We start from the raw sequence: 25594 nt of genomic DNA on the forward strand, positions 1-25594 counted from the left end.
CATAGAGAAAAGTCATCTATATTGATGGCTTTTTTATGATGGAATTTTATCTTTCATAATCTTATTACCACAAGCGCAAATTGTACTATGCTTTAATTTAATCAATTTTGTTTTACATACTGGGCAAATTTTATCTTCTTTTTTCATCGGAATCATCCTTTCTCTATGCATTCTTGGCATTTCCCATACACTTCCATATTGTGTTTATTGACGGAAAAACCTGTAAGATTAGCTACCATTTCTTCAATTTCTGTAAGTTCCGGATAGTTAATATCTGCAATTTTTCCACATGATTCACAGATAACGTGATAATGATTGGACTGACTAAATTCAAAGCGACTTAATCCATTGCCATAAGGTAGCTCATTAATGATTCCTAATTCAACAAATAGTTTTAAGTTATTGTAAATGGTAGCGAGACTAATGATAGGGATTCTTTTTTGAATGTCTTCAGCTGTTGGATGTCCATTCATGTCAATCAGTGTCGTTAAAATTTGTATTCTTTGTGGTGTAACCCTTAAATTTTTTTCTTTTAATAAGGGAATTAAGCTTTCTATTTGGTCTTTGTTCATGCTATAACCCTCATTTATAATGATGTAATTGTAGAGAATGCCTTTAAGTAGAACTTAAAGGCATATGAGAAAAAGTGAAAAATAAACGAAATATGAGAATGACTAACATATTAACGATATATATTAATAATAACACTTCTCATTCGAAAATCAATACTTTTTTATAATAATTATAAATAAGGATTGTGTATAAATATAGTTTCGACATTTCCGGTAATATACCTTCGTTGAGTGTGTAATAATTTTAGTTTTTTAATCACCACTATACTAATATGTTACATGATATCAATGTGTGAAAGAATATTGAAAACGGAAGGGGATTATCAATTACACTTTGAATGGGGATTCTAGTTGATAAAAGAGTTTGAATTTTATACAAATATAAAATCCGTAATGTCTCAAAAACATTAGCGTTGTTTGGGACATTACGGATTTTTATATGTTTAATCTAATAATGGAAGTGAATGTTATTTTACTTTTTCTGACCAGTTAATAAAATTGATTACAACCTGATCTAAGAAATCTAAAGTTTGTTCGTGTACAAGTTCTCCTTGTTCATTTACTTTATCAAGGACGGTACCGATAAAAACTTCATTTCCTGGAAGCGTGACAGCGCCGACTCCAGCTGAGTTGAGTATTTGACGCAAGTGCATTTGCGCTTTTACTGTTCCCATTGCACCAGGCGTTGCACCAACAATCATCGCAGGTTTATTGACCATAACTTTTTCCACTCTTGAAAACCAATCAATGGCGTTCTTTAAAAAGGCAGGAATGGAGTGATTATATTCAGGGGTTAAAAATAATAACCCATCACTATCTTTAATTCTTTGGCGAATTTCTAAAACGGACGCTGGCGGTGTAAGTTCATCATCTTGATTATACATCGGTAATACTTCAAGAGGGAGGATATCTATCTCGAGCTCTTCTTTATAACGTTCTTTCATTAATAAGGCTAACTTTTTATTAATTGATTCTTTGCGATTGCTTCCGACAAATGCAGCTATTTTCATAATAAATGCCTCCATTATGTAATAATTAATGTTTCCATCATAGCATAGACCTATTTGAAATCTGTTATAAATGCTCAGAAAATCTAAACGTTTCCATTAAATTTGAACATTTTTTAAGTAAGATGGGTAAATTAACTAATAAAGTTCTTTTGAAAATATGTCCTCTATATGTGTACAATTATTTAAAATGTGGTAAAGTATAATTTGTAAAACCTATACATAGCAAATGTATAACTAGAAAATAGTTGTATTTTTACAGAGGACAGTTGTCTATTTTGAAAAGAAAATGAAGATGAAACACTAGGAGGAAAAGGAATATGTCAAGCAATATTCTAAATCAATTTTTAAGTGAAAATCTTGAGGATTTAAAAGATAAAGGATTATATAACGAAATTGACCCGTTAGAAAGTGCGAATGGTCCAATCATTAAAATTAACGGGAAAGAGTTAATTAACTTATCTTCGAACAATTATTTAGGTTTAGCAACAAATGATACGTTAAGAACAATTGCTAAAGAAGCGATTGATAAATATGGTGTTGGTGCAGGGGCAGTTAGGACGATTAATGGTACGTTGCAAATCCATGTAGAGCTTGAAGAAACACTTGCAAAATTCAAGCATACAGAGGCAGCAATTGCTTATCAATCTGGATTCAATTGTAATATGGCGGCGATTTCTGCAGTTATGGATAAAAATGATGCCATCCTTTCAGATGAGCTTAATCATGCTTCAATTATTGACGGTTGCCGTTTATCCAAAGCAAAAATCATTCGATTTAATCATTCTGATATGGACGATCTTAGAGCAAAAGCAAAGGAAGCAACAGAATCTGGGCAATACAATAAAGTAATGGTCATTACAGATGGCGTATTTTCAATGGATGGTGATATTGCTAAATTACCAGAAATCGTTAAAATCGCTGAAGAGTTTGATCTAATAACATATGTAGATGATGCTCACGGTTCTGGTGTATTAGGTAAAGGTGCTGGTACGGTAAAACATTTTGGTCTTTCTGATAAAGTGGATTTCCAAATTGGTACATTATCGAAGGCAATCGGAGTAGTTGGTGGTTATGTAGCTGGTAAACAACAATTAATCGATTGGTTAAAGGTGAGAAGTAGACCTTTCTTATTTTCTACATCTGTTACACCTGCTGATGCTGCTGCAAGTAAAAAAGCGATTGAGATGTTAATGGAGAGCACAGCGCTCAATGAAAAGTTATGGGAAAACAGTGAATACTTAAAAGCAGGCTTAAAGAAATTAGGCTTTAATATCGGTGAAAGTGAAACACCGATTACACCTTGTATCATTGGGGATGAAGTGAAGACGCAAGAATTTAGTAAGAAACTTAATGAAGCTGGAGTGTATGCAAAGTCCATCGTATTCCCAACGGTACCAAGAGGAACAGGTCGTGTACGTAATATGCCATCTGCTGCACATACGAAAGAAATGCTAGATCAAGCATTAACTATATATGAAACGGTAGGAAAAGAATTAGAGATTATATAAAATCACCCCTTTAGAGAGGGTTGAAAAGGGTAGGAGAAAAAATGAAAAAAATTATGATTACTGGTGCACTTGGCCAGATTGGCTCAGAGTTAACACTGAAATTAAGAGAAATCTATGGAACGGACCATGTCATTGCAACAGATATTAGAAGCAATGACTCAGAGGCAGCTACATCAGGACCTTTTGAAATGGTAGACGTTACAGATGGAAAAACGATGTTAGAAGTGGCGAAAAAGCATCAAGTTGATTCTATTATTCATATGGCTGCCTTATTATCAGCAACAGCTGAAGCAAATCCAGTGTTTGCTTGGAATTTAAATATGGGTGGATTGATGAACGCACTTGAAGCAGCAAGAGAAACGGGTGCGCAATTCTTTACACCAAGTTCCATTGGCGCTTTTGGACCTTCTACACCAAAAGACCTTACACCACAAGATACGATTTGCCGACCAACAACAATGTACGGCGTAAATAAAGTTTCTGGAGAGCTCCTTTCTGATTATTACTATCATAAATTTGGTGTGGATACACGCGGTTTACGATTCCCAGGATTAGTTTCTTACGTAACACCTCCAGGAGGCGGAACGACCGATTATGCTGTGGAGATTTATTACGAAGCGATGAAAAACAAAGCGTATACTTCTTATATTGCAAAAGGTACCTATATGGATATGATGTATATGCCTGATGCCTTAAATGCGATAGTCAACCTTATGGAGGCTGATCCAGCAAAATTATTACATCGTAATTCATTTAATGTGACAGCAATGAGTTTTGAACCGGAGCAAATCGCTGCTGAAATCCGTAAGCATATACCAGAATTCGTCTTAACGTATGATGTCGATCCAGTTCGCCAATCAATCGCTGATAGTTGGCCAAATGCCATTGACGCTTCAGCCGCAAAAGAAGAATGGGGATTTAAAGCAGAGTATGATCTCGCAAGAATGACTGAGGATATGTTAAATAAACTAAAATAAAGATAAAGAAAACGCCCTTTTGTTACGCGGGCGTTTTTCTTTAAGTTAAAATAGATTTTAGTATATCCATGCAGGAGTTATCATATTGTAAATTTGTTTATTTTAGTTCGAATCCTGAGACGATAAAAGGTTCACATAATTTTATTATGTCAACTAAATATTGCATCATTATTTGTCTATGAAAATTTCCAAAATAGAATGCTGGTGAACGATTCGTAGTGGAGTTGTAATATGAGGAAGCATAAGTTTTCTGCTATATGTTCCACCATCACTTTTTGCAACAGCACTGATAATAAGCTCATCTCCCGTTGGTATAACTTGCACATGATGATAACGATCCTCTTCAATTAAGGCTTCAATTATATAAGCTGATTCTGTATCAAATACATCGATACGAAAGATAGACTCGTCTAAAAAAGATGTTAACGGATCAAGAAACATGCTTTCAAACCAACTCTGCCACTCCATATTCATACATATCACCCCAGTATGATAATGTATGCGTATACACAAATAATGTGAATCGTACAATCGATTTTTTTAAATGTTAATGTGGAAATTATATTTTCTTCCATAATTGATGATAACTGTACAAGAACTACAGTTTATAAAATATATTTGTATGAAGCTACTTAATCAAGTTAAGGAAATGAATGATGTATTATTTTTATTAATAACAGTCCGGGGATAAGGTAAAATGAGTCCGGTACAATACCGAACTCATTTCAAGAATGCAGAGTTATTTCATTAAGGTTTTTATTTTGATCATTTATTCAATTGTATCGAACAAACTTCTACATATCATGATGAGAGTGATTCTTTTGTCTTGAATGATTTCTATTCTTTACTTTCTTAGAGCCACTTAAAGGCTCAGGTTGTCCTGGGTTATCCCCTTTTGGAGCGTTTTTTCTCATATCTTTACCATCATTTTTATTCATTTTTTCATTTCCCTCCTTTTGTTTATAGGATGAAAGAATCCCCATTTTTTATACGGTATATTTTATCCTCACTCTGAACAATTTAATTGTAAGAAAAGCAAAAGAGGTGAAAACAAGTTATGCCTTATCATAAAAATAAACAGCAAGCATTTCAAGCAGCCCAACAAAGTATGGAAGATGTAGAAGAACAGTATCATGTAATAGATAAACATGCTAGTACGTATGGCCAACAACTCAAACATCTGTCTCAAGAAATAGCAGAAACTTATGAACAAATCCAAAATGCTTTAGAAGTTGCATCTGAGCATCAAAAAGAGCAATTGCTTAAATTTCAAACGGATTTGGATGCCATCACAAGCCAAGTGCAATCAGAAAAATAAAAATAGGGCTAAAAAAGTCGAAAAAAGTCAATTAAACGCGATTGGTTTATTTTCTTAATATAATAATTAAATGAAGTGCATTTCACACCGTAATTGATAACCTCTCTCAATTGCGGTGTTTTTATGTTTATCGTATCATTTATTAGAAATACCATAAGAAAAACTTATCAATAACAATAACTTTCTTGTTATTTACTTATGTTGAATGTTGTATTATTATAGAAATTGTGAGAAAAGTGAGGATGGGTAAAAATTCAAACTTTTCGATTGATTACCATTAAGTGGTATTATAGTACTTTGTAGTTCGAATTAGGGGGTAATACTATGGCGAAAAATGATGTGTTTAATTCCCGTAAATCATTTGATGTAGATGGGAAACGTTATCATTACTATGACTTAGCAGCACTTGAAAATGCAGGTATAGGACAGGTATCTAAATTACCATATTCTATTAAAGTCCTACTTGAATCTGTACTACGTCAATATGACGGTCGTGTAATTACAAAAGAGCATGTTGAAAACTTAGCAAAATGGGGAACAGCAGATGTGAAGGAAGTGGATGTACCATTTAAACCTTCACGTGTTATCCTTCAAGACTTTACAGGTGTACCAGCAGTTGTAGACTTAGCTTCTTTAAGAAAAGCTATGGCTGATATGGGTGGAGATCCAGATATGATCAACCCTGAAAAACCAGTTGATCTTGTTATTGACCACTCTGTACAAGTTGATAAATATGGCACACCAGATGCACTAGATGCAAATATGGTTTTAGAATTTGAAAGAAACGCAGAACGTTACCAATTCTTAAGTTGGGCACAAAAAGCATTTGATAACTATCGTGCTGTTCCACCTGCGACAGGTATCGTTCACCAAGTAAACTTAGAATATCTTGCTGATGTTGTAATTGCAAATGAAACAACAGAAGGAGATTTTGAAGCATTCCCTGATACACTTGTTGGTACTGACTCTCATACAACGATGATTAATGGTATCGGTGTACTTGGTTGGGGTGTTGGTGGTATTGAGGCGGAAGCTGGTATGCTTGGACAGCCTTCATATTTCCCAGTTCCTGAAGTTGTTGGGGTGAAACTTGTTGGTGAGCTACCTAATGGAGCAACAGCTACTGACCTTGCCTTAAAAGTAACACAAGTTTTACGTACACACGGTGTTGTAGGTAAATTTGTGGAATTCTTCGGACCAGGTGTTCCTGCACTTCCACTAGCTGATCGTGCAACAATCGCGAACATGGCACCTGAATATGGTGCAACATGTGGATTCTTCCCAGTTGATGGTGAATCTTTAGAATACATGCGTCTAACTGGACGTAAAGAAGAACAAATCAAAGTTGTTGAAGCTTATTCTAAAGCAAATGGCTTATTCTTCGATCCTTCATTAGAACCAGTTTATACAGATGTAGTAGAAATTAACTTAGCTGATATTGAACCGAACCTTTCCGGTCCAAAACGTCCGCAAGATTTAATTCCGCTTTCTGCTATGAAAAAAGAATTTAATAAAGCTGTTACTGCTCCTCAAGGTAACCAAGGTTTTGGTTATGATGAGAAAGAGTTTGATAAAACAGCAACAGTTAACTTCAAAAATGGCGATTCTACGACAATGAAAACGGGTGCAGTTGCAATTGCTGCAATCACTAGCTGTACAAACACATCTAATCCTTATGTATTAGTTGGTGCTGGTCTTGTTGCGAAAAAAGCAGTAGAACTTGGTTTGGAAGTTCCTAAATATGTGAAAACATCTTTAGCACCAGGTTCAAAAGTTGTAACTGGATACTTAAATAACTCTGGTTTACTTCCTTATTTAGAGCAATTAGGATTTAACCTAGTAGGTTATGGATGTACAACATGTATCGGTAACTCTGGTCCTTTAAAAGAAGAAATTGAAGAAGCGATTGCTGACAGTGATTTACTTGTTACTTCTGTTCTTTCTGGTAACCGTAACTTTGAAGGTCGTATCCATCCATTAGTGAAAGGTAACTACCTTGCTTCACCACCGTTAGTAGTTGCATACGCTCTAGCTGGAACAGTTGATGTTGATCTTCAACATGATGTTCTTGGTCAAGATAAAGATGGGAACGATGTATTCTTTAAAGACATCTGGCCAACAACAGAGGAAATCAATGCAGTCGTTAAACAAACGGTTACACCTGATTTATTCCGTGCTGAATATGAGCGTGTATTCGATGATAATGAGCGTTGGAATGAAATTAAAACAAGTAATGAACCATTATATACTTTTGATGAGTCATCTACTTATATCCAAAACCCACCATTCTTTGAAGGTTTAAAACCAGATCCAGAAGAAGTAAAACCATTAAATGGTTTACGTGTAGTTGGTAAATTTGGTGATTCTGTTACAACTGACCATATTTCTCCTGCAGGTGCAATCGGTAAAGATACACCAGCTGGTAAATACCTTCGCGAAAATGGCGTAGAAGTTCGTGACTTTAACTCTTATGGTTCTCGTCGTGGTAACCATGAAGTTATGATGCGTGGTACATTTGCTAATATCCGTATTCGTAACCAAATTGCACCAGGTACTGAAGGTGGATTCACAACGTACTGGCCAACTGGTGAAGTGACATCCATTTATGATGCATGTATGCAATATAAAGAAGATGGCACTGGATTAGTTGTACTTGCTGGTAAGGATTACGGAATGGGATCATCTCGTGACTGGGCAGCAAAAGGAACAAATTTACTCGGTATTAAAACAGTTATTGCCGAAAGCTATGAGCGTATTCACCGTTCTAACCTTGTGTTAATGGGCGTTCTACCACTTCAATTTAAAGCTGGTGAGAGTGCTGATACACTAGGATTAACTGGTAAGGAAACAATTAGTGTTGAAATTGGAGAAGACGTGAGACCTCGCGACTTTGTAAAAGTGACAGCAATTGCAGAAGATGGCACTATAACTACTTTTGAAGCACTTGTTCGTTTCGACTCTGAAGTGGAAATTGATTACTATCGTCATGGTGGTATCTTGCAAATGGTTCTTCGTAATCGATTGAAGAAATAATTGTAGCTTTCCTGCCCTCTACACCTCTAGATGTGTAGAGGGTTTTTAGTTTCCAAACTTCAACAAACTTCACCCCTTTTAGGAAGGAATTTGCCTCCATTCAATACACATAGAATCACGATGTGAAAGTTTAAAAAAACCTTAGAACTAAATGAAATGAGTAAAAATGATTGAGCATAGTAAAACAAAAGGAGATAACAATTGAAAGCATGGATGATTGGTCCGTTTTTAATTACTGTGAATCAGTTAAGTCTTGCGATAGCGTTTGTAATCACATATTTTCTTTTAAAAACTTTGTTTAAAGTTGATGGGAAGATAAAAGATGAAGTTAGTTCTAGTCTGGTGACTGGTCTAATTATTTTTCTCCTATGTTATAAAGGGCTACCACTAATAACGAGGTTTACAGATGTAATAAAAAACCCTCTTATAATTGTTTATTCAAATAGTGGACTGAAAGGTCTATTCTTCGCTTTAGTTATCATGGTAATTTATTTATTTATTAAAGCCTATCACTCGCATTTCTCTATGATTCAATGGATGTGTATCGCTTTCGTTTATTTATTTACGTATTTTCTTTCATTTTGGATGATCAGAACACTATATTTTCTTTTCTATTAGGAACAATAATGAAAGGAAGGAGTGTTCTAGTTGAAAAAAACCTTATTATTCCTTTGTTGCCTTTTACTATTTATCCCGCTAGAAACTGCAGCAGAAGATCAATTACCTGGTTTGAAGATCGGCACAAAAGCACCCGAATTTAAGCTTCAGACTATTGAAGGTAAAAATGTCAGTTTAACGGAATTTCGCGGAAAAAAAGTGATGCTCAATTTTTGGGCTACTTGGTGTGCGCCATGTAAACAAGAAATGCGTGATTTCCAATCATTTTATCAAAATAAAAAGGATACTAATATAGAGATCATTGCCATTAACATTGATACAAAAAGTAATGTCAGCAAATATGTTGAGCGATTAGGTATTACTTTTCCGGTTTTATTAGACGAGAATGATCAAGTAAATGAAATTTATCAAGTGATGGTAATACCAACTACTTATTTCATTGATGAAAAGGGCGTCATAAGGGATAAATACTATAGTGCTATGCCTTTATCATTAATTAAAGAAAAGTTAAAACAGTTTTAATCTATCTCTTTTATAATTCAATAACTAAGCCCATTATTAAATTTTCTAAAATTTGTAATAACTTTCTATTGAATGGGGCATACTGCTTATAAAATAGAAAGAAATGGTGGGTGAAGAATTTTATGAGAAAACCTAAAAGAAGAACGTTTGCTGATCTGGTATTAGAGAATAAGCTTCAATTAATGAAAGATCAGTCTGCAATGGATAAAATAGAAATGCGATTAGAAGAAAAACATGCTAGTCACCTAAAGGCAGAGTAGATTTTTACCTGACTATTTCACTTAACTTCCGAACATAATAAAATGAAGGAGGGATAAGTGATGGGTAATCCAAAAAAGAACAGTAAAGCTTTTGTCCCCAATCACCTTGGTACACAATCAAGAGGTTTTGGTGGCAATAAAGGTAAACAAATGCAGGATAAAACAGGCAAACAACCTGATGTGATTCAAACAAAAGGTGAATAAATGTCAAAAGGATGCTTAGGTAAGCCGTACCTAAGCATCCTTTTGTATGTAAGCGGCTTTACTTCAATATGAAGAAAAAAATATGGTATAGTTAGTTTAAACCATTGAATAAAGTGATGTGAATAGAATGAAACAAAAGAAAACAGATATTGATAAAAATGGTTCCCAGCAAGTACATACTGAAAGAAATATATTTGAACAAATCTCTCATTTAGATGAAAAAACGGATGCTGAACAATTATCAGAGTTGCTAACAGAAGCAGCGCAATTGTCTGCTATAAGGGACAAAACAGATGTTCAATTGCCAGTTGCATGGTTACAAAAGGCGATTGAATTATCACCGCAGAATCTCAGAGCAAAAGAAGCGCTCGCAGAAACAAAATGGATGATTAACAAAGAATTCATGGATCAACTTCAATATCCTATTATTCGTGAAACTGATAATCGTGCAACAAAAAAATATGCTGCAGAAGAAATGATAGCCATCACAAACCGTTTTATGCAACAAACTCATAAAGCAAAAGAACATTTAAAACGACAAAAAGAGGAACTACGTAAGTATAAAAATGATCAATTGAGTCCTTTTGTAAACGATTTATATGCTATCCTCGAAGACGCTCTATCCATTGGCGGTGAATTAGTTGAGGTTGCCGAAGCATATGAGCAGTCGATATCTGGCGTATTTCATACAGCGATACATTATGATGAAGTAAAGAGAAAAATTGAGCAACTTTTGAAAGTGAAAGAAAAGTGGCAACAAAGAATTGAAGCCTACGAAATACAGAAAAAGCAACATGTGACTCCTTTAAATGAACTTGATGAAATGGTTGGTATGATAAATGTAAAGAAGAGAATTAAAGCTTATTATCAATTTTTACAGTATCAACATAGACGTCGTACTTTAGGTTTTAACCAGCGAGATCAAATGAGTCTCAATATGGTGATTACAGGGAATCCTGGAACAGGTAAAACAACTTTAGCGAGAACACTTGCGCGTATATACAATCATTTGGGTGTCTTACCAAGGGAGAATGTCATAGAAACTAATCGTTCACAATTAGTTGGTGCATATGTTGGGCAAACCGAAGAGAATGTTGGACAATTAGTCGAAAAAGCGCTAGGTGGAGTATTATTTATCGATGAGGCTTATACATTGAATCGATCAGATCAGTCAAAGGACGATTATGGACAAGTAGCAATTGATACCCTTGTTTCGTTAATGACAAGTGAAAAGTATAGTGGACGATTGGCAGTAATATTGGCAGGCTATCCTGATGAAATGCGACAGTTTCTTGAAGTAAACCCGGGATTACGCAGTCGTTTCCCGCAAGCAAACCATCTCCATCTTTCAGATTACAATGACTACGAGTTGTTAGAGATAGGAAAGCGAATCGCTTTAAATAATGATTATGTGCTAACTAGTTCAGGAGAAAGGGCGTTGTTAAAGAGAATAGAAAGAGAGCGTGTTGATGATACCTTTGGTAACGCAAGAGCTGTACATGATGTCATTCTCGATGCGATATTTTCTAAAGGTATTAAGGGTGATCAAGCAGATATTAGAGAACTAACCATATTAGAAGAAGATGATTTTACCATCGATGAGGAAGAGTCTATTGATCAACCGCAGAAGCAACTGGATGAAATGATTGGATTGGAGCATGTTAAAGAAGAAGTAAAGACTTTAGTGTCATTTGTACAAGTACAGCATATGCGAGGGCAACAAGGATTACCGGCCATTCCTGTGCAGCTACACTCAGTTTTTACAGGGAATCCAGGTACTGGGAAAACGACGATAGCGAAAATCTTCGCACAATTATTAAAAGAATGCGGCTTGCTCAAACGGGGCCATCTTATTGTTTCGAGTAGAGCCGACTTTGTTGCTGGTTATATTGGCCAGACAGCATTAAAAACAAGAAAACTTATTCGCCAAGCATTAGGTGGTGTTTTGTTTATTGATGAAGCGTATTCTCTTTTATCTGATATCACTACTGATTTCGGAAAAGAAGTGATAGATACGCTTGTAGATGAAATGACTAAGCATAACGAAAACTTGGTAGTGATATTAGCAGGCTATCCAGTGGAAATGTAAAAGCTATTGGCAAGTAATCCTGGACTAAGGTCGCGTTTTAAAAAGTTTTTACATTTTCCGGACTATACTGCTGAAGAGATGCTGAAGATGATGAAAGCATTTTTAACAAGATATGAAATGAGTTTAACGAAGGCGGCTGAACAATTACTGCTGGAGTATTTTACGACTACAGTAACAGAAGGGAATGGTCGTTTAGTTGTGAATCTTGCTGAAGGGGCCATTCAGAATCAAGCAAGAAGAATTATGGAAGATTCACATACAAGTGAGTCATCGTTATCCACATTAACAGAGAGAGATTTTATAAATACAATTGGTGCGAATAGAAAGGAAGACAAGACTAGTGCTAGTTTCAACGAAAGAGATAGAAGTTAGATATGCGGAAACAGATCAAATGGGTGTGGTCTATCATGCCAATTATATTATTTGGATGGAACTAGGTCGAACGCAATTCGTAAAAGACCTGGGTTTTAATTATGCGGCATTAGAAGAACAAGGTGTATTATCACCTGTACTTGACATACAAGCATCTTATAAAAAACCTCTCCATTATGGAGAGACAGCTACAGTCAAGACTTGGGTAGAGGATTATGATGGTTTAAGGACAACTTATGGATATGAAATATATAACCAAGAAGGCATTCTCGCTGTTAGTGGGTCTTCATTACACACTTGTGTGAAGAAGGATAGTTTTCGACCGATTTCACTTCGGAGGAAGTTTCCAGATTGGCATGAAGCATACGAAAAAGCAAAGAAATAAAGAAAGAAGGCTTAAAAATGGCGTTCGGTATTACTAGGGTTGATGTAAGAAAGTGGAAATCTGATATAGATGCTGGAAAGATCTCCTTTCTTACTCATTATTGGCTTGATGATCGTTTTCCCACGTGTAAGACGGTCACGAAGGTGGGAGCGTCCGATTTGAATCAGCTCATTTTATGGGGGAAGAAGTACGGATTGAAGCCGGAGTGGATTCATCATCGTAAAGACGGATACTCTCATTTTGATTTATTAGGAGATAAACAAATTGAAATTATGAAGTTAGAGGGAAAAGAAGAGCATATTTGGAGATAATAAACATCACCCCTAGTTTTATAGAGCTAGGGGTGATGTTTATTTTTCATATTTATACTGCGGTTCGTTTAAGTCCTCGTCATATTGCACAATCAAATGATGATTATCGAAGTACCACAAGTCTTTTTCCTCGATAAAAAACTGGATACCGTCAGATTCTTTCGTAACGACAGGATTGACCGGTTCTTCATTAGAAATACCTAAAGAAAATCCTTGTTGTATCGGGCTTGAACCTCCATACCGGGCAAAAAAACGAACGTAATCTCCGGCAGTTAAAAGCATCTCATCTTTAAACCAGTTAATGGCTTTGTCACTCAATCGAATGTCCAAGGTCCCCACTCCTTTTATCTTTATAAGACTATTGTATACGAAAGCGAAACACACTGCTAAGATTTTGATTGGAAAGAGAAGGGAACCTTATTTATGCTCAGAAAAATATTCATTGATGGCACGAATCCAATTGATTCTTGTTACATCAGAGGCTGTTTGTTTGTCACCTGCTTCTAGCGCTTGTATGATCCGTTCATGCTCGTCGATAGATGATTCTGTTAAGATAATGGCTTTGTAATAGTAAAGTCTCATAACGTGAGGTTGGAGACCTTCAATCGCCTGAGTTATATAAGGGTTTTTTGTTTCATCTACTATTAATTGATGGAACTCTTCGTCATATTTAAGAGCAGAGAATGAATCCTCAGTTTTAATAGCTTCAGCAAATTTCTGATTAATTTCTTTTAAACGATTAATTACCTCTTGCCCCAGATTGCCTGCTACTAATTCAGAAGACAATGCTTGCAGGACACTTAATGGAGGAAGGATTTTCGTTATATCTTCGTGATTTACTGCAGTAACTTGTGTCCCTACACCCGGATACATTTCTACAAATCCTTGGGAATTTAATAATTGTAATGCTTCTCTAATGGGTGTTCTGCTGACTCCTAAAGCTTCCGCAAGATCAGCATCATTCAGCTTTTCTTTTGGTTTTAACGTGCCATCAATAATCCATTCTTGAATTTGCAAGAATGCTCGTTTTTTAGCTGAAAGTCGTTGTGGAGTTGAAAAATTACTTGGAATTGGCATAATAAACCACCTTTGCGTATCAAATATCTGTAAATTACTCTGTTAGTATAGTGTGATTTTTCAAAATTGCTGAAAGAAATCCGGAAATATTCTATCCATATTAGTAATATATAGAAAAAATTATATAATAATATAGTTTTTAATGCAATATATCACCTCTTCCGTTAGTTTCTTAAGATAATTTATTGTGTTCATTATAGTGATATGTTATCTTATTAATGCAATATATTAACGGGAATTAGATAAGTGACAGAATTTTTAAAAATTATTTCAGAATATTTAATTTTATGAAGAATAAATATTCTGAAAAATACTAGCGGTGAAAAAATCATCTGCTAGTTGTAATTGAGAGGGGTAAACTTGTAAATATGAATCAAAAATCTTCAAATTCTTATGTGGTTGTATTAGGTTTAATGTTATTCTCTTTGTTCTTTGGAGCGGGTAATTTAATATTCCCGATTATGATGGGGCAAGAAGCGGGTACAAATGTTTGGGCAGCGACAGCTGGGTTTATTATAACTGGTGTGGGACTGCCATTATTAGCTGTTGTTGCTCTTGGCTTTTCAGGTAAGAGTGATTTGCAATCGCTTGCAAGTCGAGTGAATCCAACATTTGGACTGATTTTCGCTATTATATTGTATTTAGCTATTGGTCCATTATTTGCCATTCCGAGAGCAGGAAGTGTTTCATTTGAAATTGGAATTCGACCATTATTGCCAGAATCTTCACTGACGATTGGTGTATTAATATTCTCAATCTGCTTCTTTGGTGTTGCGACGATATTATCATTAAATTCATCAAAGATTGTTGATATTGTTGGTAAATATTTAACGCCTATTAAAATTAGCTTTATACTACTATTAATTCTTGTTGCTGTTTTTAATCCTCTAGGATCTTTTGGGGAGCCAACAGAAGCTTATTCACAACACTCATTCTTTAATGGCTTCTCAGAAGGCTATTTAACTATGGATGTACTGGCTGCATTTGTCTTTGGTGTAATTGTTATTAATGCACTGCGGGCAAAAGGTATAGAGTCAAATCGCTCTATTATGTTTGCTACGATGAAGGCTGGTTTGATTGCTGCGGTTTTATTAGCATTCTTTTATAGTGCGATGGCTTATATGGGTGCTAGTAGTGTTGCGGAATTAGGTATCCTTGAAAATGGTGGAGCTGTTCTCTCGGGTGTTGCCTATGCATATTTTGGCTCTTATGGAGGAATCGTTCTAAGTGCTGTTATGATTATTGCTTGTATGACAACAAGTGTAGGTTTGATCAGTTCATGTGCTAGCTATTTTAATAAGATCATGCCTAAATTTTCCTATAAGACATATGTAATTGCATTTGCTATTTTCAGTACTGCAGTTGCGAACTTTGGTTTAACAGAGTTAATAGCTATTTCTGTTCCAGTACTTACAGCGATTTATCCTTTGGCGATTTTATTATTAATTTTAACATTTTTCCATCAGTTTTTTAATGGGAAGAAGACTGTCTATCAAGTGAGTATGATTTTAACGTTTATTGTTAGTGTTTTTGACGGTTTAAAAGAAGCAGGAGTTCAAATAGAGCCTGTTTATCATTTATTCGCAAACATTCTTCCGTTGTATGAAGTGGGATTAGGTTGGATTGTACCAGCTATCATTGGTGTGATTTTAGGTATTGTAATAGATCTGTTTAAAAGAGAGACAAAGATAAAAGAGAATGAAGAAGTAATTTAACTGTTTTTTACCCTTACAAAAGATTTTCCTTTTGTAAGGGTTTTTTTATGTAACCTATAATAATATTCACTATTTTTTTGATAACTAGAAGGATTATTCTTAGTCATTCCAATCAAGAATGTAAAATTATCGAGGTCTCTACTAGTAAATTAAGTAAGAATAATTCTATTAATATATTACATATGACTATATTTTTTTAAAATAATATATTGCATTCATTACATGGATATGTTACTTTAATAATGCAATATATTGCTTGAATTTTTTCAGAGATTGTAATTCATACAATATTATATTTAAATATGAATTTTCTGAAGAATTAGTAAATTATAGTAATTGAAGATTGTTAACTACAACAGTAGAGGCAGAAGGGGGTAGAAGATATGAATCAAAAGGTTCCGTCTTCTTATATTATTGCAGTAGGTTTTATGTTATTTTCATTATTTTTCGGTGCTGGGAACTTAATTTTTCCAGTAATGATGGGTCAAGAAGCAGGAACGAACGTATGGGCCGCAGTAGCGGGCTTTATTATAACAGGTGTTGGTCTTCCTTTATTGGGTGTAATCGCTTTAGGTTATTCTGGTAAAAGTGACTTGCAATCGCTTGCAAGTCGTGTAAGTCCACTCTTTGGTCTACTTTTTACAGTTGTTCTATATTTATCTATCGGACCATTATTTGCGATACCAAGAACTGGTACGGTCTCTTATGAAATTGGTATTAGACCATTCATTTCTGATGAATGGAGTACGATTGGATTAGTTATCTTCTCTATCATCTTCTTTGGAATTACCGCATTCTTCTCTCTGAATGCATCGAAAATTGTTGATATTGTTGGTAAAGTTTTAACACCTATTCTACTATTATTTATTTTAATTTTAATTGTAGTAGCATTTGTTAATCCACTAGGATCTCTACAAGCACCAAGTGAGGCATATACTGTTAACTCTTTCTTTAACGGCTTTACTGAAGGTTACTTAACAATGGATGCCCTTGCTGCTTTCGTATTCGGAATTATCGTAATTGATGCCATTCGTTCTAAAGGCGTTCAATCAACTAAAGTAGTGATGCTTTCAGTGATTAAAGCAGGATTAATTTCAGCCGGTTTGCTTGCTGTGATTTATGGCTCACTTTCTTATATTGGTGCTAGTAGTGTTTCTCAATTAGGTATATTAGGAAACGGTGGGGCGGTTTTATCTCAAGTTTCCGGGCATTATTTCGGCTCATTTGGAGGAGTTATACTAAGTGTTATTGTCATAGCCGCATGCTTAACGACTAGTATTGGTTTAATCTCTTCATGTGCAGCTTATTTTAGTAAAATCATTCCTAAAGTCTCCTATAATACGTTTGTTATTGTTTTCTCAGTATTTAGTGCAGCGATTGCTAATTTTGGATTAAGTCAATTGATTGCTATTTCAGTACCGGTATTAACAGCTATTTATCCATTAGCGATTGTATTATTAATCCTTACGTTTTTACACCCATTGTTTAATGGTAAGAAATCTGTTTACCAAATGAGTATGTTATTTACGTTTATTATTGGTATCTTTGATGGCTTTAAAGCAGCAGGATATACGATTGCCTCAGTAGATAATCTATTCACTAGTATTCTTCCATTATATGATGTAGGGTTAGGTTGGTTAGTACCTGCATTTTTAGGAGCGGTTCTAGGAATAATCATTGGTTTATTTCAAAATAAAAAAGTTGAGGATGAAAAAGAACAATTAATTTAATAAGAAAAAAAGCCTCCGACTAAAACGGAGGCTTCTTTTTTTGCTATAAAACGATGCCAGATCATTCGGATATGTGAAGTTAATCTCTCAATTGCTGTATGTATTTTCTTTATCGAGCGGTAAAGTAATCTTAATCGTTGTACCAACATTCATTTCAGATGAAATGTTAATCCAGCCATTATGTTGTTCGATAATTCTTTTACAAATGGATAACCCAATGCCTGTGCCCGTCGATTTAGTAGAATAAAAAGGTTGAAAAAGCTTTTCTAATGTCTCTTCATTCATTCCGAAACCAGTATCCTTTATAACGATTAAACATGTTTCAGCTGTCCTTCTAACAGAGATATTAATCGTATTTTCTTGATGCTGCTCTTGTGTATCAAATGATTCCAGTGCATTTTTAATTAAGTTGACTAGTACTTGTTTTAATTGTTTGGCATTACCATAAATATATGGATCGTCTTTTGATAATTGGAAGGAGAGTGCAGTATTCTTTAAAATCGCTTCACTCTGAAACAACAGGAAAGTATCGTGAACAAGTTTATTAATAGAAATACGTTCTTTAATATTGTCTGTTGGCTTTGCTGCATTTAGAAACTCATGAATAATATCATTGGCACGATTAATCTCATCTAGAGCAATATCAACATATTGATTTTTCCCTGACTCATTGAGATAGGGTTTTAACAATTGTAAAAAACCTTTAACTGTTGTAAGCGGGTTACGTATTTCATGTGCCATCGATGCTGCAAGTGTACTTAAATTTTGTGCGTACTCATTTGTGAAATTAGCTTCATTAATCTGAGACGCAGTTTCATGAATGATTTTCTTTTTTTCATTTAGTTCTAAGCTAAATCTGAGGAGTTTCTGCTCTAATTGTTGTGTTTGATAATTATGATCAGTAGATAATGAATGAAATAAGGGGTAGCAAAATAAATGACATGATTCTTCCTCAGGAATCGTATAGACGCGATAATTGTGATAACCGTTTCCGAAAAATAGCTGTAAATTAAGAACTGCTTTTTTCTTGCGTATTTCATTAAATTGTTCGACATCTTCGTAATTCATTAATTGTGTGAATGGGGTACCAATGATTGTATGCTGATTAACTATAGATGTTGAAACCACGTGATTATTGTTGTCAATTAAGAAGTATGGAAATGGTAGTTCTTTTAAGACAATCTCAGTTAATTTCATTTCTTATCATCCTTACCATTGTTTGTCATGTGGAAGTAGTATCTAATGTCATTCTCTTTTATTCTATTAGAAGAAATTGCATTATATGTTAGAAAAACATGTATATTGAGAAAAAAACACGAATCATCTCTACTTTTCTTGTTATGTATATGAGTTAAAATGTCATATTTTTAATTAAATCGCAATGATGGACTTATTAATCTTATCATACCAAAGTCATTCAATGGCTTTCAATCACCGTTTTCATTCGTTAAAGGAATTTTTTAGGAATTGTAAAAAAGATAGATTACTAGAAAAAATTATAGCTTCGATCTACCTAGTATAGAAATGAATAAATAAGAAAAGACAGCATTCTATAACGCTGTCTTTTGAATGTTAACTTTTCTTTTTAAATAAATTGACTTTTGGTTCGGCTTTATTGATAATCCTTTTAATATTTGTACGATGTCGATAAATGATGAACAATGTCATTAAGGCAATCACTATGATTAAAATTGGATCACCAAGAATGAGTGAATAAATCAATCCTGCAATACCAGCAATCATTGATGATAATGAAACATATTTAGTAGTGAGAAGTGAGATGAAAAATACAGCTAATATTACCACAAACATGACGGGCACGAACGCCAGCACAACACCTGCAGATGTAGCAACAGCTTTACCACCTTTGAATCCTGCAAATATCGGGTACATATGGCCAATAACAGCAAAAATTCCTATAATTACTGTATGTATATCTATATCAAAGAAGATTGGTAATAATCCAGCAGCTATGGTACCTTTCAGGATATCGGCCAGTGTAACGGTAAAACCTGCTTTTTTTCCTAGCGTTCGGAAAGTGTTTGTCCCACCAAGATTACCACTACCATGCTCACGAATATCAATGCCATAAAACACTTTACCAATGATTAATCCAGATGGAATGGAACCAATTAAATAAGCAATAAGAAAAACGATGATTACTTCAAATGTCATAAACTCTCCCCCACGGAATAAAAATACAGTTCTTATATTGTACCACGTAAATAAGTGAATGTACTATGTTGCTTTTAAATTATCTTTTCAATTGCAAAGATTACCCTAGTATGAAACGAATGTTAAATAGATATATGATTAAAATTAGTAGAAAAGAACTTTTTTGTTAAGTGGATTACGTGATATTTAGCGAAAAGGAAAGCTTTATAAAAAAGATGAAGCTGTATGTCAGAAAGAACAGCATTGCGATCTATTCGCATTTATACTTTAATTCAGATAAAATAGTGTAGAGTTCAAAATAAGAGGTGAATGTATTGAGTATAGAAAACCCATCAAGAACTGAAATCGGAAAGATGTTAAAACAAGCAAAGAGGATTGCCGTCGTAGGTTTAAGTGATAAACCTAATCGTACATCCTATATGGTAAGTGAAGCCATGCAAAAAAGTGGTTACGAAATCATCCCTGTTAATCCCAAAGTTAAGGAAGTATTAGGTGTAAAAGCGGTTGCATCATTAGCTGAAATAGAAGGCAAAGTGGATATTGTTAATGTCTTTAGACGTTCGGAATATTTGCCAAGTCTTGCGAGTGAATTTCAAAATATTGATTGTCCCATTTTTTGGACTCAGCTAGGTGTTGTAGATGAAGACGTATTTCAGCAGTTAAGTGATGCTGGTTATACCGTGATCATGGATCGATGCATTAAAGTAGAGCATGCGCTAACAAAATAACATTTGTAGCATGGGATCATGACATTGATTTCATGCTTTTTCTTTCATATGCGGTTTAGACGTATAAATATGATATAATTATTAGAACGTTTGTTCTTATTCACCTCTTGCAACAGTATATACATGATCTTAATGCATGTTACAATGGGGAACATATATGCATACGACTCGCATGATAAGAAGGAATATAGTGAATAAGAATGGAATAATAAACCGATATCTATTGTAGAGAGGTGCATAAAGGCGCGGTTATGATATAATCAAACTCTATTGCCGACTCGGATTGATAGACAATAGATGGTTTTTGAAGAGATGAAAGGGGAATGCTTGTGGCAAAAAATCAGGAAGTATTTGACTATAATGATGATGCCATACAAGTACTTGAGGGATTAGAAGCTGTTAGAAAACGTCCCGGAATGTACATTGGAAGTACGGATGCAAGAGGGCTACACCATCTTGTATACGAAATAGTCGATAACGCTGTAGATGAAGCACTTGCAGGTTTCGGCGATCATATCATTGTCAAAATACATAAAGACAATTCAATTAGTGTTCAAGATAAAGGTCGAGGAATGCCGACCGGAATGCACAAGATGGGCAAACCTACAACCGAAGTCATATTGACTGTGTTGCACGCTGGAGGAAAGTTTGGCCAAGGTGGATACAAAACAAGTGGTGGACTTCATGGTGTAGGTGCTTCAGTTGTTAACGCCTTATCACAATGGTTAGTCGTTAAAATTAAACGCGATGGACTTGTTTATGAACAGCGGTTTGAAAACGGCGGAAAGCCAGTAACCACGCTTGAGAAGGTTGGTAAAACGAATCAAGTAGGGACAACGATCCACTTTAAACCAGATCCGACAATTTTCTCAACAACTACATATAATTTTGAAGTGCTAAGTGAACGATTACGTGAATCCGCTTTTCTCTTAAAAGGGATGAAAATCGAGATAACGGATGAACGTCATGATCTTAAAGAGATTTATCATTATGAAAATGGGATTGAAGCATTTGTTCAGTACCTAAATGAAGAAAAAGATACGCTCCATCCAGTAGTTAGTTTTGAAGGGGAGCATAATGGTATTGAAGTTGATTTTGCCTTCCAATTTAATGATGGTTTTTCAGAAAATGTCCTTTCTTTTGTTAATAATGTTCGTACGAAAGATGGAGGGACACATGAAGCTGGAGCTAAAACAGCGATGACTAGGGTGTTCAATGAATATGCCCGTAAAGTTCAGCTTCTAAAAGAGAAAGATAAGAACTTAGAAGGAACTGATTTACGAGAAGGTTTTGCGGCGATTGTCTCAGTACGTGTACCCGAAGAACTGTTACAATTTGAAGGACAAACAAAGGGCAAGCTCGGAACAAGCGAAGCGCGTTCAGCTGTCGATGCTGTTGTATCAGAGTATCTCTCTTACTTCCTTGAAGAAAATCCAGATACAAGCTCTTTATTAATTAAGAAAGCAATTAGAGCTTTTCAAGCAAGAGAAGCAGCACGTAAAGCAAGGGAAGACGCTAGAGGCGGAAAGAAGAAGAAACGGGCTGAAGCGGTTCTGTCAGGGAAATTGACACCTGCTCAATCACGTAACCCAGAAAGAAACGAATTATATTTAGTAGAAGGTGACTCTGCGGGTGGTTCAGCAAAGCAGGGGCGCGATAGAAGGTTTCAAGCAGTATTGCCATTAAGAGGTAAAGTAATAAATACTGAAAAGGCAAAGCTCGCAGATATCTTTAAAAATGAAGAGATAAACACGATTATACACGCTGTTGGAGCGGGTGTCGGTGGTGACTTTACGATTGAAGATATTAATTACGATAAAGTGATTATTATGACGGATGCTGATACCGATGGAGCCCATATTCAAGTGCTCTTACTGACCTTCTTCTACCGCTATATGAAACCGTTACTAGAAGCAGGTAGAGTCTATATTGCTTTACCACCATTGTACAAAGTGAGTAAAGGTTCTGGAAAGAAAGAAGTAATAGAGTATGCATGGAGTGATGAAGAGCTTCCTGATACGATTAAAAAGGTTGGTAAAGGCTATATTATTCAGCGTTATAAAGGACTTGGTGAGATGAATGCTGACCAATTATGGGAAACAACGATGGATCCAGAAACGAGAACGCTCATCCGTGTGAAAATTGATGACGCTGCGAGAGCGGAACGTAGAATTACCACTTTAATGGGTGATAAAGTTGAACCACGGAGGAAATGGATTGAAACAAATGTCGCATTCGGATTAGAAGAAGATGGCAGTATTTTAGAAAATGAAAACATTTCGACGCTTGAGGAGTTAGATTCATGAACAAAGCAGAACAATTTCGTGATCTGCCGTTAGAAGATGTCCTTGGTGACCGATTTGGCAGATATAGTAAATATATTATACAAGATAGAGCATTACCTGATGCGAGAGACGGGCTTAAGCCCGTGCAGCGTCGTATCTTATATGCCATGCATGTTGAAGGTAATACGCATGATAAAGGTTTTAGAAAATCGGCAAAAACGGTCGGTAATGTGATTGGTAATTTTCACCCACATGGTGACTCCTCTGTATATGATGCCATGGTGCGTATGAGTCAAGATTGGAAGTTGCGCAAGCTTCTTATTGAAATGCACGGCAATAATGGTAGTATCGATAATGATCCACCTGCTGCGATGAGGTATACAGAGGCGAGATTATCTTCTATTTCTTCTGCACTCTTAAATGATATTGAAAAAAGAACGGTTGATTTTATTCCGAACTTTGATGATACTTCGAATGAACCAACCGTTTTACCAGCTAGTTATCCCAACTTACTTGTAAATGGATCAACAGGGATTTCTGCCGGATATGCAACGGAAATCCCACCTCATCATCTTGGAGAAGTTATTGATGCTGTTATTCATCGTATGGATCGTCCACAAAGTACTGTCGATGATTTAATGCAGTATATAAAAGGACCTGATTTTCCTACCGGTGGAATCATACAAGGTGTAGAAGGCATTAAGAAAGCCTATGAAACGGGCAAAGGTAAAATTATTATCCGTGGTAAAGTAGATTTCGAGGATATTCGTGGTGGTAGAAAGCAAATAGTCATTACTGAAATCCCTTATGAAGTAAATAAAGCGAACTTAGTGAAGAAAATGGATGAATTTCGCTTCGATCGTAAAATCGAAGGAATCGCTGAAGTCCGTGATGAAACGGATCGTACAGGGCTAAGAATTGTCGTTGAATTAAAGAAGGATGCTGACCCACAAGGGGTTTTACATTATTTATATAAATATACTGATCTGCAAATCCCGTATAACTTTAATATGGTGGCTATTCATAACCGTCATCCGAAAACGATGGGTCTAGTCCCCCTACTAGATGCCTACATTGACCATCGAAAAGAGGTTGTCACACGTAGAACACAATTCGATTTAGAAAAGGCTCAAACACGTCAGCATATCGTTGAAGGCCTAATCAAGGCATTATCTATATTAGACGAAGTCATTGCGACGATTCGTGCTTCAAAAGATAAGCGTGACGCGAAAGAGAATTTAATGAGAGAGTATCAATTTACAGAGCCTCAAGCAGAAGCGATCGTCTCATTACAACTATATCGTTTGACGAATACAGATATCACTGCATTGCGTGCAGAAGCAGAGGAATTAGCGGCCAAAGTAGAGGAACTCACATCGATTCTTGCCAGTGACAAGAAACTCGCATCAGTGATTAAAAAAGAACTTCGTGAAGTGAAGAAGAAATTTGAAGACAATAGAAGAACAGTAATTGAAGCAGAAATAGAAGAAATTAAAATTAACCTAGAAGTTCTTGTAGCAAATGAAGATGTGATTGTTACTGTCACAAGAGATGGGTATATTAAGCGGACAAGCCAGCGTTCTTATTCAGCTTCAAATGGACAAGATTTAGCGATGAAGGAATCCGACCGTTTATTAACAAAGCTAGAGATGAATACAACGGATGTTCTACTTCTATTTACGAATAAAGGCAGCTACTTATATTGTCCTGTGCACCAATTACCTGACATCCGCTGGAAGGACATGGGTCAACATATTGCCAATATCATTGCCATCGATCGTGATGAATGTATCATTCACGCAATCCCTATTACTGATTTTGAACAAGAGAATGCAACATTATTATTTATTACGAAAAACGGTATGGTGAAGAAAACCGAATTAAAATCATATAAAGCTCAACGCTTTTCAAAAGCGCTCGTTGCACTTAACCTAAAAGGTGATGATGAGGTTGTCGATGTTCACCTAACACATGGCGAGCATGATGTGTTTCTCACAACTCATTTAGGTTATGGTCTCAGGTTTCATGAGAAAGAAGTAAACTTAGTAGGCCCAAGAGCTGCGGGTGTAAAAGGAATCAATCTAAAAGATGATGACTATGTTGTTTCTGGAAAAATGATTAGTAATGAGAAAGAAGAAGCAGTTGTCATTGCGACGCAACGCGGGGCAGTGAAAAAAATGAAACTGCAAGAGTTTGAACAAACATCAAGGGCAAAACGAGGTGTAGTGATGTTACGCGAATTGAAAAAACATCCGCATCGCATTGTTGGTATGGTTATAACAAATAATCATGAAACAGCATTTGTTGAAAGTGAAAAAGGGACAATTGAGTCCATAGCAATGAATGAACTTAGATACAATGATCGCTACTCCAACGGATCGTTTATATTAGATGAAGAAGAAAATGGTGCAATTATTCATTTATGGACTGAGACAAAGGAACAAACATAAACGATTTCTTCAAAAAGTTGAAAGGTTGTATTTAACTTAATGACACATTATTAAAAAAGTACACACTCATAAAAGTGATGTACTTTTTTAATGTGCATTATCATTCTTTTAGTTGATCATTTTAGTATTGAAAAAACACTGAAGGCATCCCTCTAACGTTTCTTGGTCAACAGGGAAGATTACTGTGTAAAGTAAATAATTTTTTTATTAATGTTAAGTCTTCTAGTTATCTAATCTTCATGATTAATGAACGGA

The 25594-nt window shown here is 35.3% G+C and carries 25 protein-coding genes; 17 read left to right on the forward strand and 8 right to left on the reverse strand.

Annotated elements, in window-relative coordinates; genetic code table 11:
• Nucleotides 1–152: 152 nt before the first annotated feature.
• Nucleotides 153–572 (reverse strand): Fur family transcriptional regulator, encoded by a 420-nt coding sequence (locus MKX78_RS11655; RefSeq protein ID WP_307314065.1) that lies wholly within the window; start codon nt 570–572, stop codon nt 153–155.
• A gap of 467 nt (nt 573–1039) precedes the next feature.
• Complete coding sequence (locus MKX78_RS11660; protein WP_095373340.1) at nt 1040–1582, reverse strand: NADPH-dependent FMN reductase; 543 nt, start codon at nt 1580–1582, stop codon at nt 1040–1042.
• Between the two features lie 317 nt (nt 1583–1899).
• On the opposite strand from MKX78_RS11660, the gene MKX78_RS11665 reads away from it, so the two are divergent.
• Together MKX78_RS11665 and MKX78_RS11670 are read left to right on the forward strand one after the other, a co-directional pair.
• Nucleotides 1900–3090: a glycine C-acetyltransferase gene (locus tag MKX78_RS11665; RefSeq protein ID WP_095373339.1), complete on the forward strand. Its 1191-nt coding sequence runs from the start codon at nt 1900–1902 to the stop codon at nt 3088–3090.
• Between the two features lie 41 nt (nt 3091–3131).
• On the forward strand, nt 3132–4067 hold the full coding sequence (locus MKX78_RS11670) for an L-threonine 3-dehydrogenase (protein ID WP_307314061.1): 936 nt from the start codon (nt 3132–3134) through the stop codon (nt 4065–4067).
• A 168-nt stretch (nt 4068–4235) separates the two neighbouring features.
• Here MKX78_RS11670 and MKX78_RS11675 read toward each other — a convergent pair whose 3' ends face one another.
• Nucleotides 4236–4541 carry an Hsp20/alpha crystallin family protein gene (locus MKX78_RS11675; RefSeq protein ID WP_307314059.1) on the reverse strand — a complete coding sequence of 102 codons (306 nt, stop codon included), beginning with the start codon at nt 4539–4541 and terminating at the stop codon, nt 4236–4238.
• Between the two features lie 320 nt (nt 4542–4861).
• A complete protein-coding gene (locus MKX78_RS11680) occupies nt 4862–5005 on the reverse strand; it encodes a small acid-soluble spore protein P (protein WP_224936401.1) in 144 nt (47 codons plus the stop codon).
• A gap of 119 nt (nt 5006–5124) precedes the next feature.
• Between MKX78_RS11680 and MKX78_RS11685 the strand changes: the two genes are divergently transcribed.
• The 10 genes from MKX78_RS11685 to MKX78_RS11730 all read left to right on the forward strand — a co-directional run bounded on the left by MKX78_RS11685 (nt 5125) and on the right by MKX78_RS11730 (nt 13179).
• Nucleotides 5125–5385, forward strand: a complete 261-nt coding sequence (locus tag MKX78_RS11685; RefSeq protein ID WP_095373336.1) for a hypothetical protein — start codon at nt 5125–5127, stop codon at nt 5383–5385.
• Between the two features lie 324 nt (nt 5386–5709).
• A complete protein-coding gene (acnA, locus tag MKX78_RS11690) occupies nt 5710–8418 on the forward strand; it encodes an aconitate hydratase AcnA (RefSeq protein WP_095373335.1) in 2709 nt (902 codons plus the stop codon).
• Nucleotides 8419–8619: 201 nt separating this feature from the next.
• Complete coding sequence (locus MKX78_RS11695) at nt 8620–9036, forward strand: hypothetical protein (protein WP_307314054.1); 417 nt, start codon at nt 8620–8622, stop codon at nt 9034–9036.
• Nucleotides 9037–9066: 30 nt separating this feature from the next.
• Nucleotides 9067–9558, forward strand: coding sequence for a TlpA disulfide reductase family protein (locus MKX78_RS11700; protein WP_095373333.1), 492 nt, complete (start codon nt 9067–9069; stop codon nt 9556–9558).
• 122 nt (nt 9559–9680) lie between these two features.
• Nucleotides 9681–9818, forward strand: a complete 138-nt coding sequence (locus MKX78_RS11705) for an FbpB family small basic protein (RefSeq protein ID WP_095373332.1) — start codon at nt 9681–9683, stop codon at nt 9816–9818.
• A gap of 60 nt (nt 9819–9878) precedes the next feature.
• Nucleotides 9879–10022 (forward strand): acid-soluble spore protein N, encoded by a 144-nt coding sequence (locus MKX78_RS11710; protein ID WP_095373331.1) that lies wholly within the window; start codon nt 9879–9881, stop codon nt 10020–10022.
• 127 nt (nt 10023–10149) lie between these two features.
• Entirely contained in the window at nt 10150–12111 is a 1962-nt protein-coding gene (locus MKX78_RS11715; protein ID WP_341050994.1) for an AAA family ATPase, read from the forward strand.
• Between the two features lie 87 nt (nt 12112–12198).
• A complete protein-coding gene (locus MKX78_RS11720; protein ID WP_341050996.1) occupies nt 12199–12483 on the forward strand; it encodes a hypothetical protein in 285 nt (94 codons plus the stop codon).
• Entirely contained in the window at nt 12452–12868 is a 417-nt protein-coding gene (locus tag MKX78_RS11725) for an acyl-CoA thioesterase (protein ID WP_095373329.1), read from the forward strand. The genes MKX78_RS11720 and MKX78_RS11725 overlap by 32 nt, the downstream gene beginning before the upstream one ends.
• Before the next feature lie 17 nt (nt 12869–12885).
• A complete protein-coding gene (locus MKX78_RS11730; RefSeq protein WP_341050998.1) occupies nt 12886–13179 on the forward strand; it encodes a hypothetical protein in 294 nt (97 codons plus the stop codon).
• Between the two features lie 39 nt (nt 13180–13218).
• On the opposite strand, the gene MKX78_RS11735 is transcribed toward MKX78_RS11730, so the two are convergent.
• Nucleotides 13219–13509 (reverse strand): HesB/YadR/YfhF family protein, encoded by a 291-nt coding sequence (locus MKX78_RS11735; protein ID WP_307314045.1) that lies wholly within the window; start codon nt 13507–13509, stop codon nt 13219–13221.
• A gap of 87 nt (nt 13510–13596) precedes the next feature.
• On the reverse strand, nt 13597–14256 hold the full coding sequence (locus tag MKX78_RS11740; RefSeq protein WP_095373327.1) for a GntR family transcriptional regulator: 660 nt from the start codon (nt 14254–14256) through the stop codon (nt 13597–13599).
• Between the two features lie 368 nt (nt 14257–14624).
• Between MKX78_RS11740 and brnQ (MKX78_RS11745) the strand changes: the two genes are divergently transcribed.
• Nucleotides 14625–15971 (forward strand): branched-chain amino acid transport system II carrier protein, encoded by a 1347-nt coding sequence (gene brnQ, locus MKX78_RS11745; RefSeq protein WP_341051001.1) that lies wholly within the window; start codon nt 14625–14627, stop codon nt 15969–15971.
• A gap of 383 nt (nt 15972–16354) precedes the next feature.
• A complete protein-coding gene (brnQ, locus tag MKX78_RS11750) occupies nt 16355–17701 on the forward strand; it encodes a branched-chain amino acid transport system II carrier protein (RefSeq protein WP_341051003.1) in 1347 nt (448 codons plus the stop codon).
• An 87-nt stretch (nt 17702–17788) separates the two neighbouring features.
• Here brnQ (MKX78_RS11750) and MKX78_RS11755 read toward each other — a convergent pair whose 3' ends face one another.
• Both MKX78_RS11755 and plsY read right to left on the reverse strand, forming a co-directional pair.
• Entirely contained in the window at nt 17789–18898 is a 1110-nt protein-coding gene (locus MKX78_RS11755; RefSeq protein WP_095373324.1) for an ATP-binding protein, read from the reverse strand.
• Between the two features lie 375 nt (nt 18899–19273).
• Nucleotides 19274–19876 (reverse strand): glycerol-3-phosphate 1-O-acyltransferase PlsY, encoded by a 603-nt coding sequence (gene plsY, locus MKX78_RS11760; RefSeq protein WP_341051005.1) that lies wholly within the window; start codon nt 19874–19876, stop codon nt 19274–19276.
• 314 nt (nt 19877–20190) lie between these two features.
• On the opposite strand from plsY, the gene MKX78_RS11765 reads away from it, so the two are divergent.
• The 3 genes from MKX78_RS11765 to parC all read left to right on the forward strand — a co-directional run bounded on the left by MKX78_RS11765 (nt 20191) and on the right by parC (nt 25339).
• Nucleotides 20191–20604, forward strand: a complete 414-nt coding sequence (locus tag MKX78_RS11765) for a CoA-binding protein (protein WP_095373322.1) — start codon at nt 20191–20193, stop codon at nt 20602–20604.
• Between the two features lie 329 nt (nt 20605–20933).
• Entirely contained in the window at nt 20934–22910 is a 1977-nt protein-coding gene (gene parE, locus MKX78_RS11770; protein WP_307314041.1) for a DNA topoisomerase IV subunit B, read from the forward strand.
• Nucleotides 22907–25339, forward strand: a complete 2433-nt coding sequence (parC, locus tag MKX78_RS11775) for a DNA topoisomerase IV subunit A (RefSeq protein WP_307314039.1) — start codon at nt 22907–22909, stop codon at nt 25337–25339. Before parE ends, parC begins: the two co-directional genes overlap by 4 nt.
• Nucleotides 25340–25594 lie beyond the last annotated feature (255 nt).

This window comes from Cytobacillus sp. FSL R5-0569 (genome assembly GCF_038007265.1).
GTDB lineage: Bacteria > Bacillota > Bacilli > Bacillales > Cytobacillaceae > Cytobacillus > Cytobacillus kochii.

Coding starts and splice junctions, on each gene's coding strand:
- MKX78_RS11655 (WP_307314065.1), bottom strand. CDS start 572: ATGAACAAAGACCAAATAGAAAGCTTAATTCCCTTATTAAAAGAAAAA.
- MKX78_RS11660 (WP_095373340.1), bottom strand. CDS start 1,582: ATGAAAATAGCTGCATTTGTCGGAAGCAATCGCAAAGAATCAATTAAT.
- MKX78_RS11665 (WP_095373339.1), top strand. CDS start 1,900: ATGTCAAGCAATATTCTAAATCAATTTTTAAGTGAAAATCTTGAGGAT.
- MKX78_RS11670 (WP_307314061.1), top strand. CDS start 3,132: ATGAAAAAAATTATGATTACTGGTGCACTTGGCCAGATTGGCTCAGAG.
- MKX78_RS11675 (WP_307314059.1), bottom strand. CDS start 4,541: ATGAATATGGAGTGGCAGAGTTGGTTTGAAAGCATGTTTCTTGATCCG.
- MKX78_RS11680 (WP_224936401.1), bottom strand. CDS start 5,005: ATGAATAAAAATGATGGTAAAGATATGAGAAAAAACGCTCCAAAAGGG.
- MKX78_RS11685 (WP_095373336.1), top strand. CDS start 5,125: ATGCCTTATCATAAAAATAAACAGCAAGCATTTCAAGCAGCCCAACAA.
- acnA (WP_095373335.1), top strand. CDS start 5,710: ATGGCGAAAAATGATGTGTTTAATTCCCGTAAATCATTTGATGTAGAT.
- MKX78_RS11705 (WP_095373332.1), top strand. CDS start 9,681: ATGAGAAAACCTAAAAGAAGAACGTTTGCTGATCTGGTATTAGAGAAT.
- MKX78_RS11710 (WP_095373331.1), top strand. CDS start 9,879: ATGGGTAATCCAAAAAAGAACAGTAAAGCTTTTGTCCCCAATCACCTT.
- MKX78_RS11715 (WP_341050994.1), top strand. CDS start 10,150: ATGAAACAAAAGAAAACAGATATTGATAAAAATGGTTCCCAGCAAGTA.
- MKX78_RS11720 (WP_341050996.1), top strand. CDS start 12,199: ATGATGAAAGCATTTTTAACAAGATATGAAATGAGTTTAACGAAGGCG.
- MKX78_RS11730 (WP_341050998.1), top strand. CDS start 12,886: ATGGCGTTCGGTATTACTAGGGTTGATGTAAGAAAGTGGAAATCTGAT.
- MKX78_RS11740 (WP_095373327.1), bottom strand. CDS start 14,256: ATGCCAATTCCAAGTAATTTTTCAACTCCACAACGACTTTCAGCTAAA.
- brnQ (WP_341051001.1), top strand. CDS start 14,625: ATGAATCAAAAATCTTCAAATTCTTATGTGGTTGTATTAGGTTTAATG.
- brnQ (WP_341051003.1), top strand. CDS start 16,355: ATGAATCAAAAGGTTCCGTCTTCTTATATTATTGCAGTAGGTTTTATG.
- MKX78_RS11755 (WP_095373324.1), bottom strand. CDS start 18,898: ATGAAATTAACTGAGATTGTCTTAAAAGAACTACCATTTCCATACTTC.
- plsY (WP_341051005.1), bottom strand. CDS start 19,876: ATGACATTTGAAGTAATCATCGTTTTTCTTATTGCTTATTTAATTGGT.
- parC (WP_307314039.1), top strand. CDS start 22,907: ATGAACAAAGCAGAACAATTTCGTGATCTGCCGTTAGAAGATGTCCTT.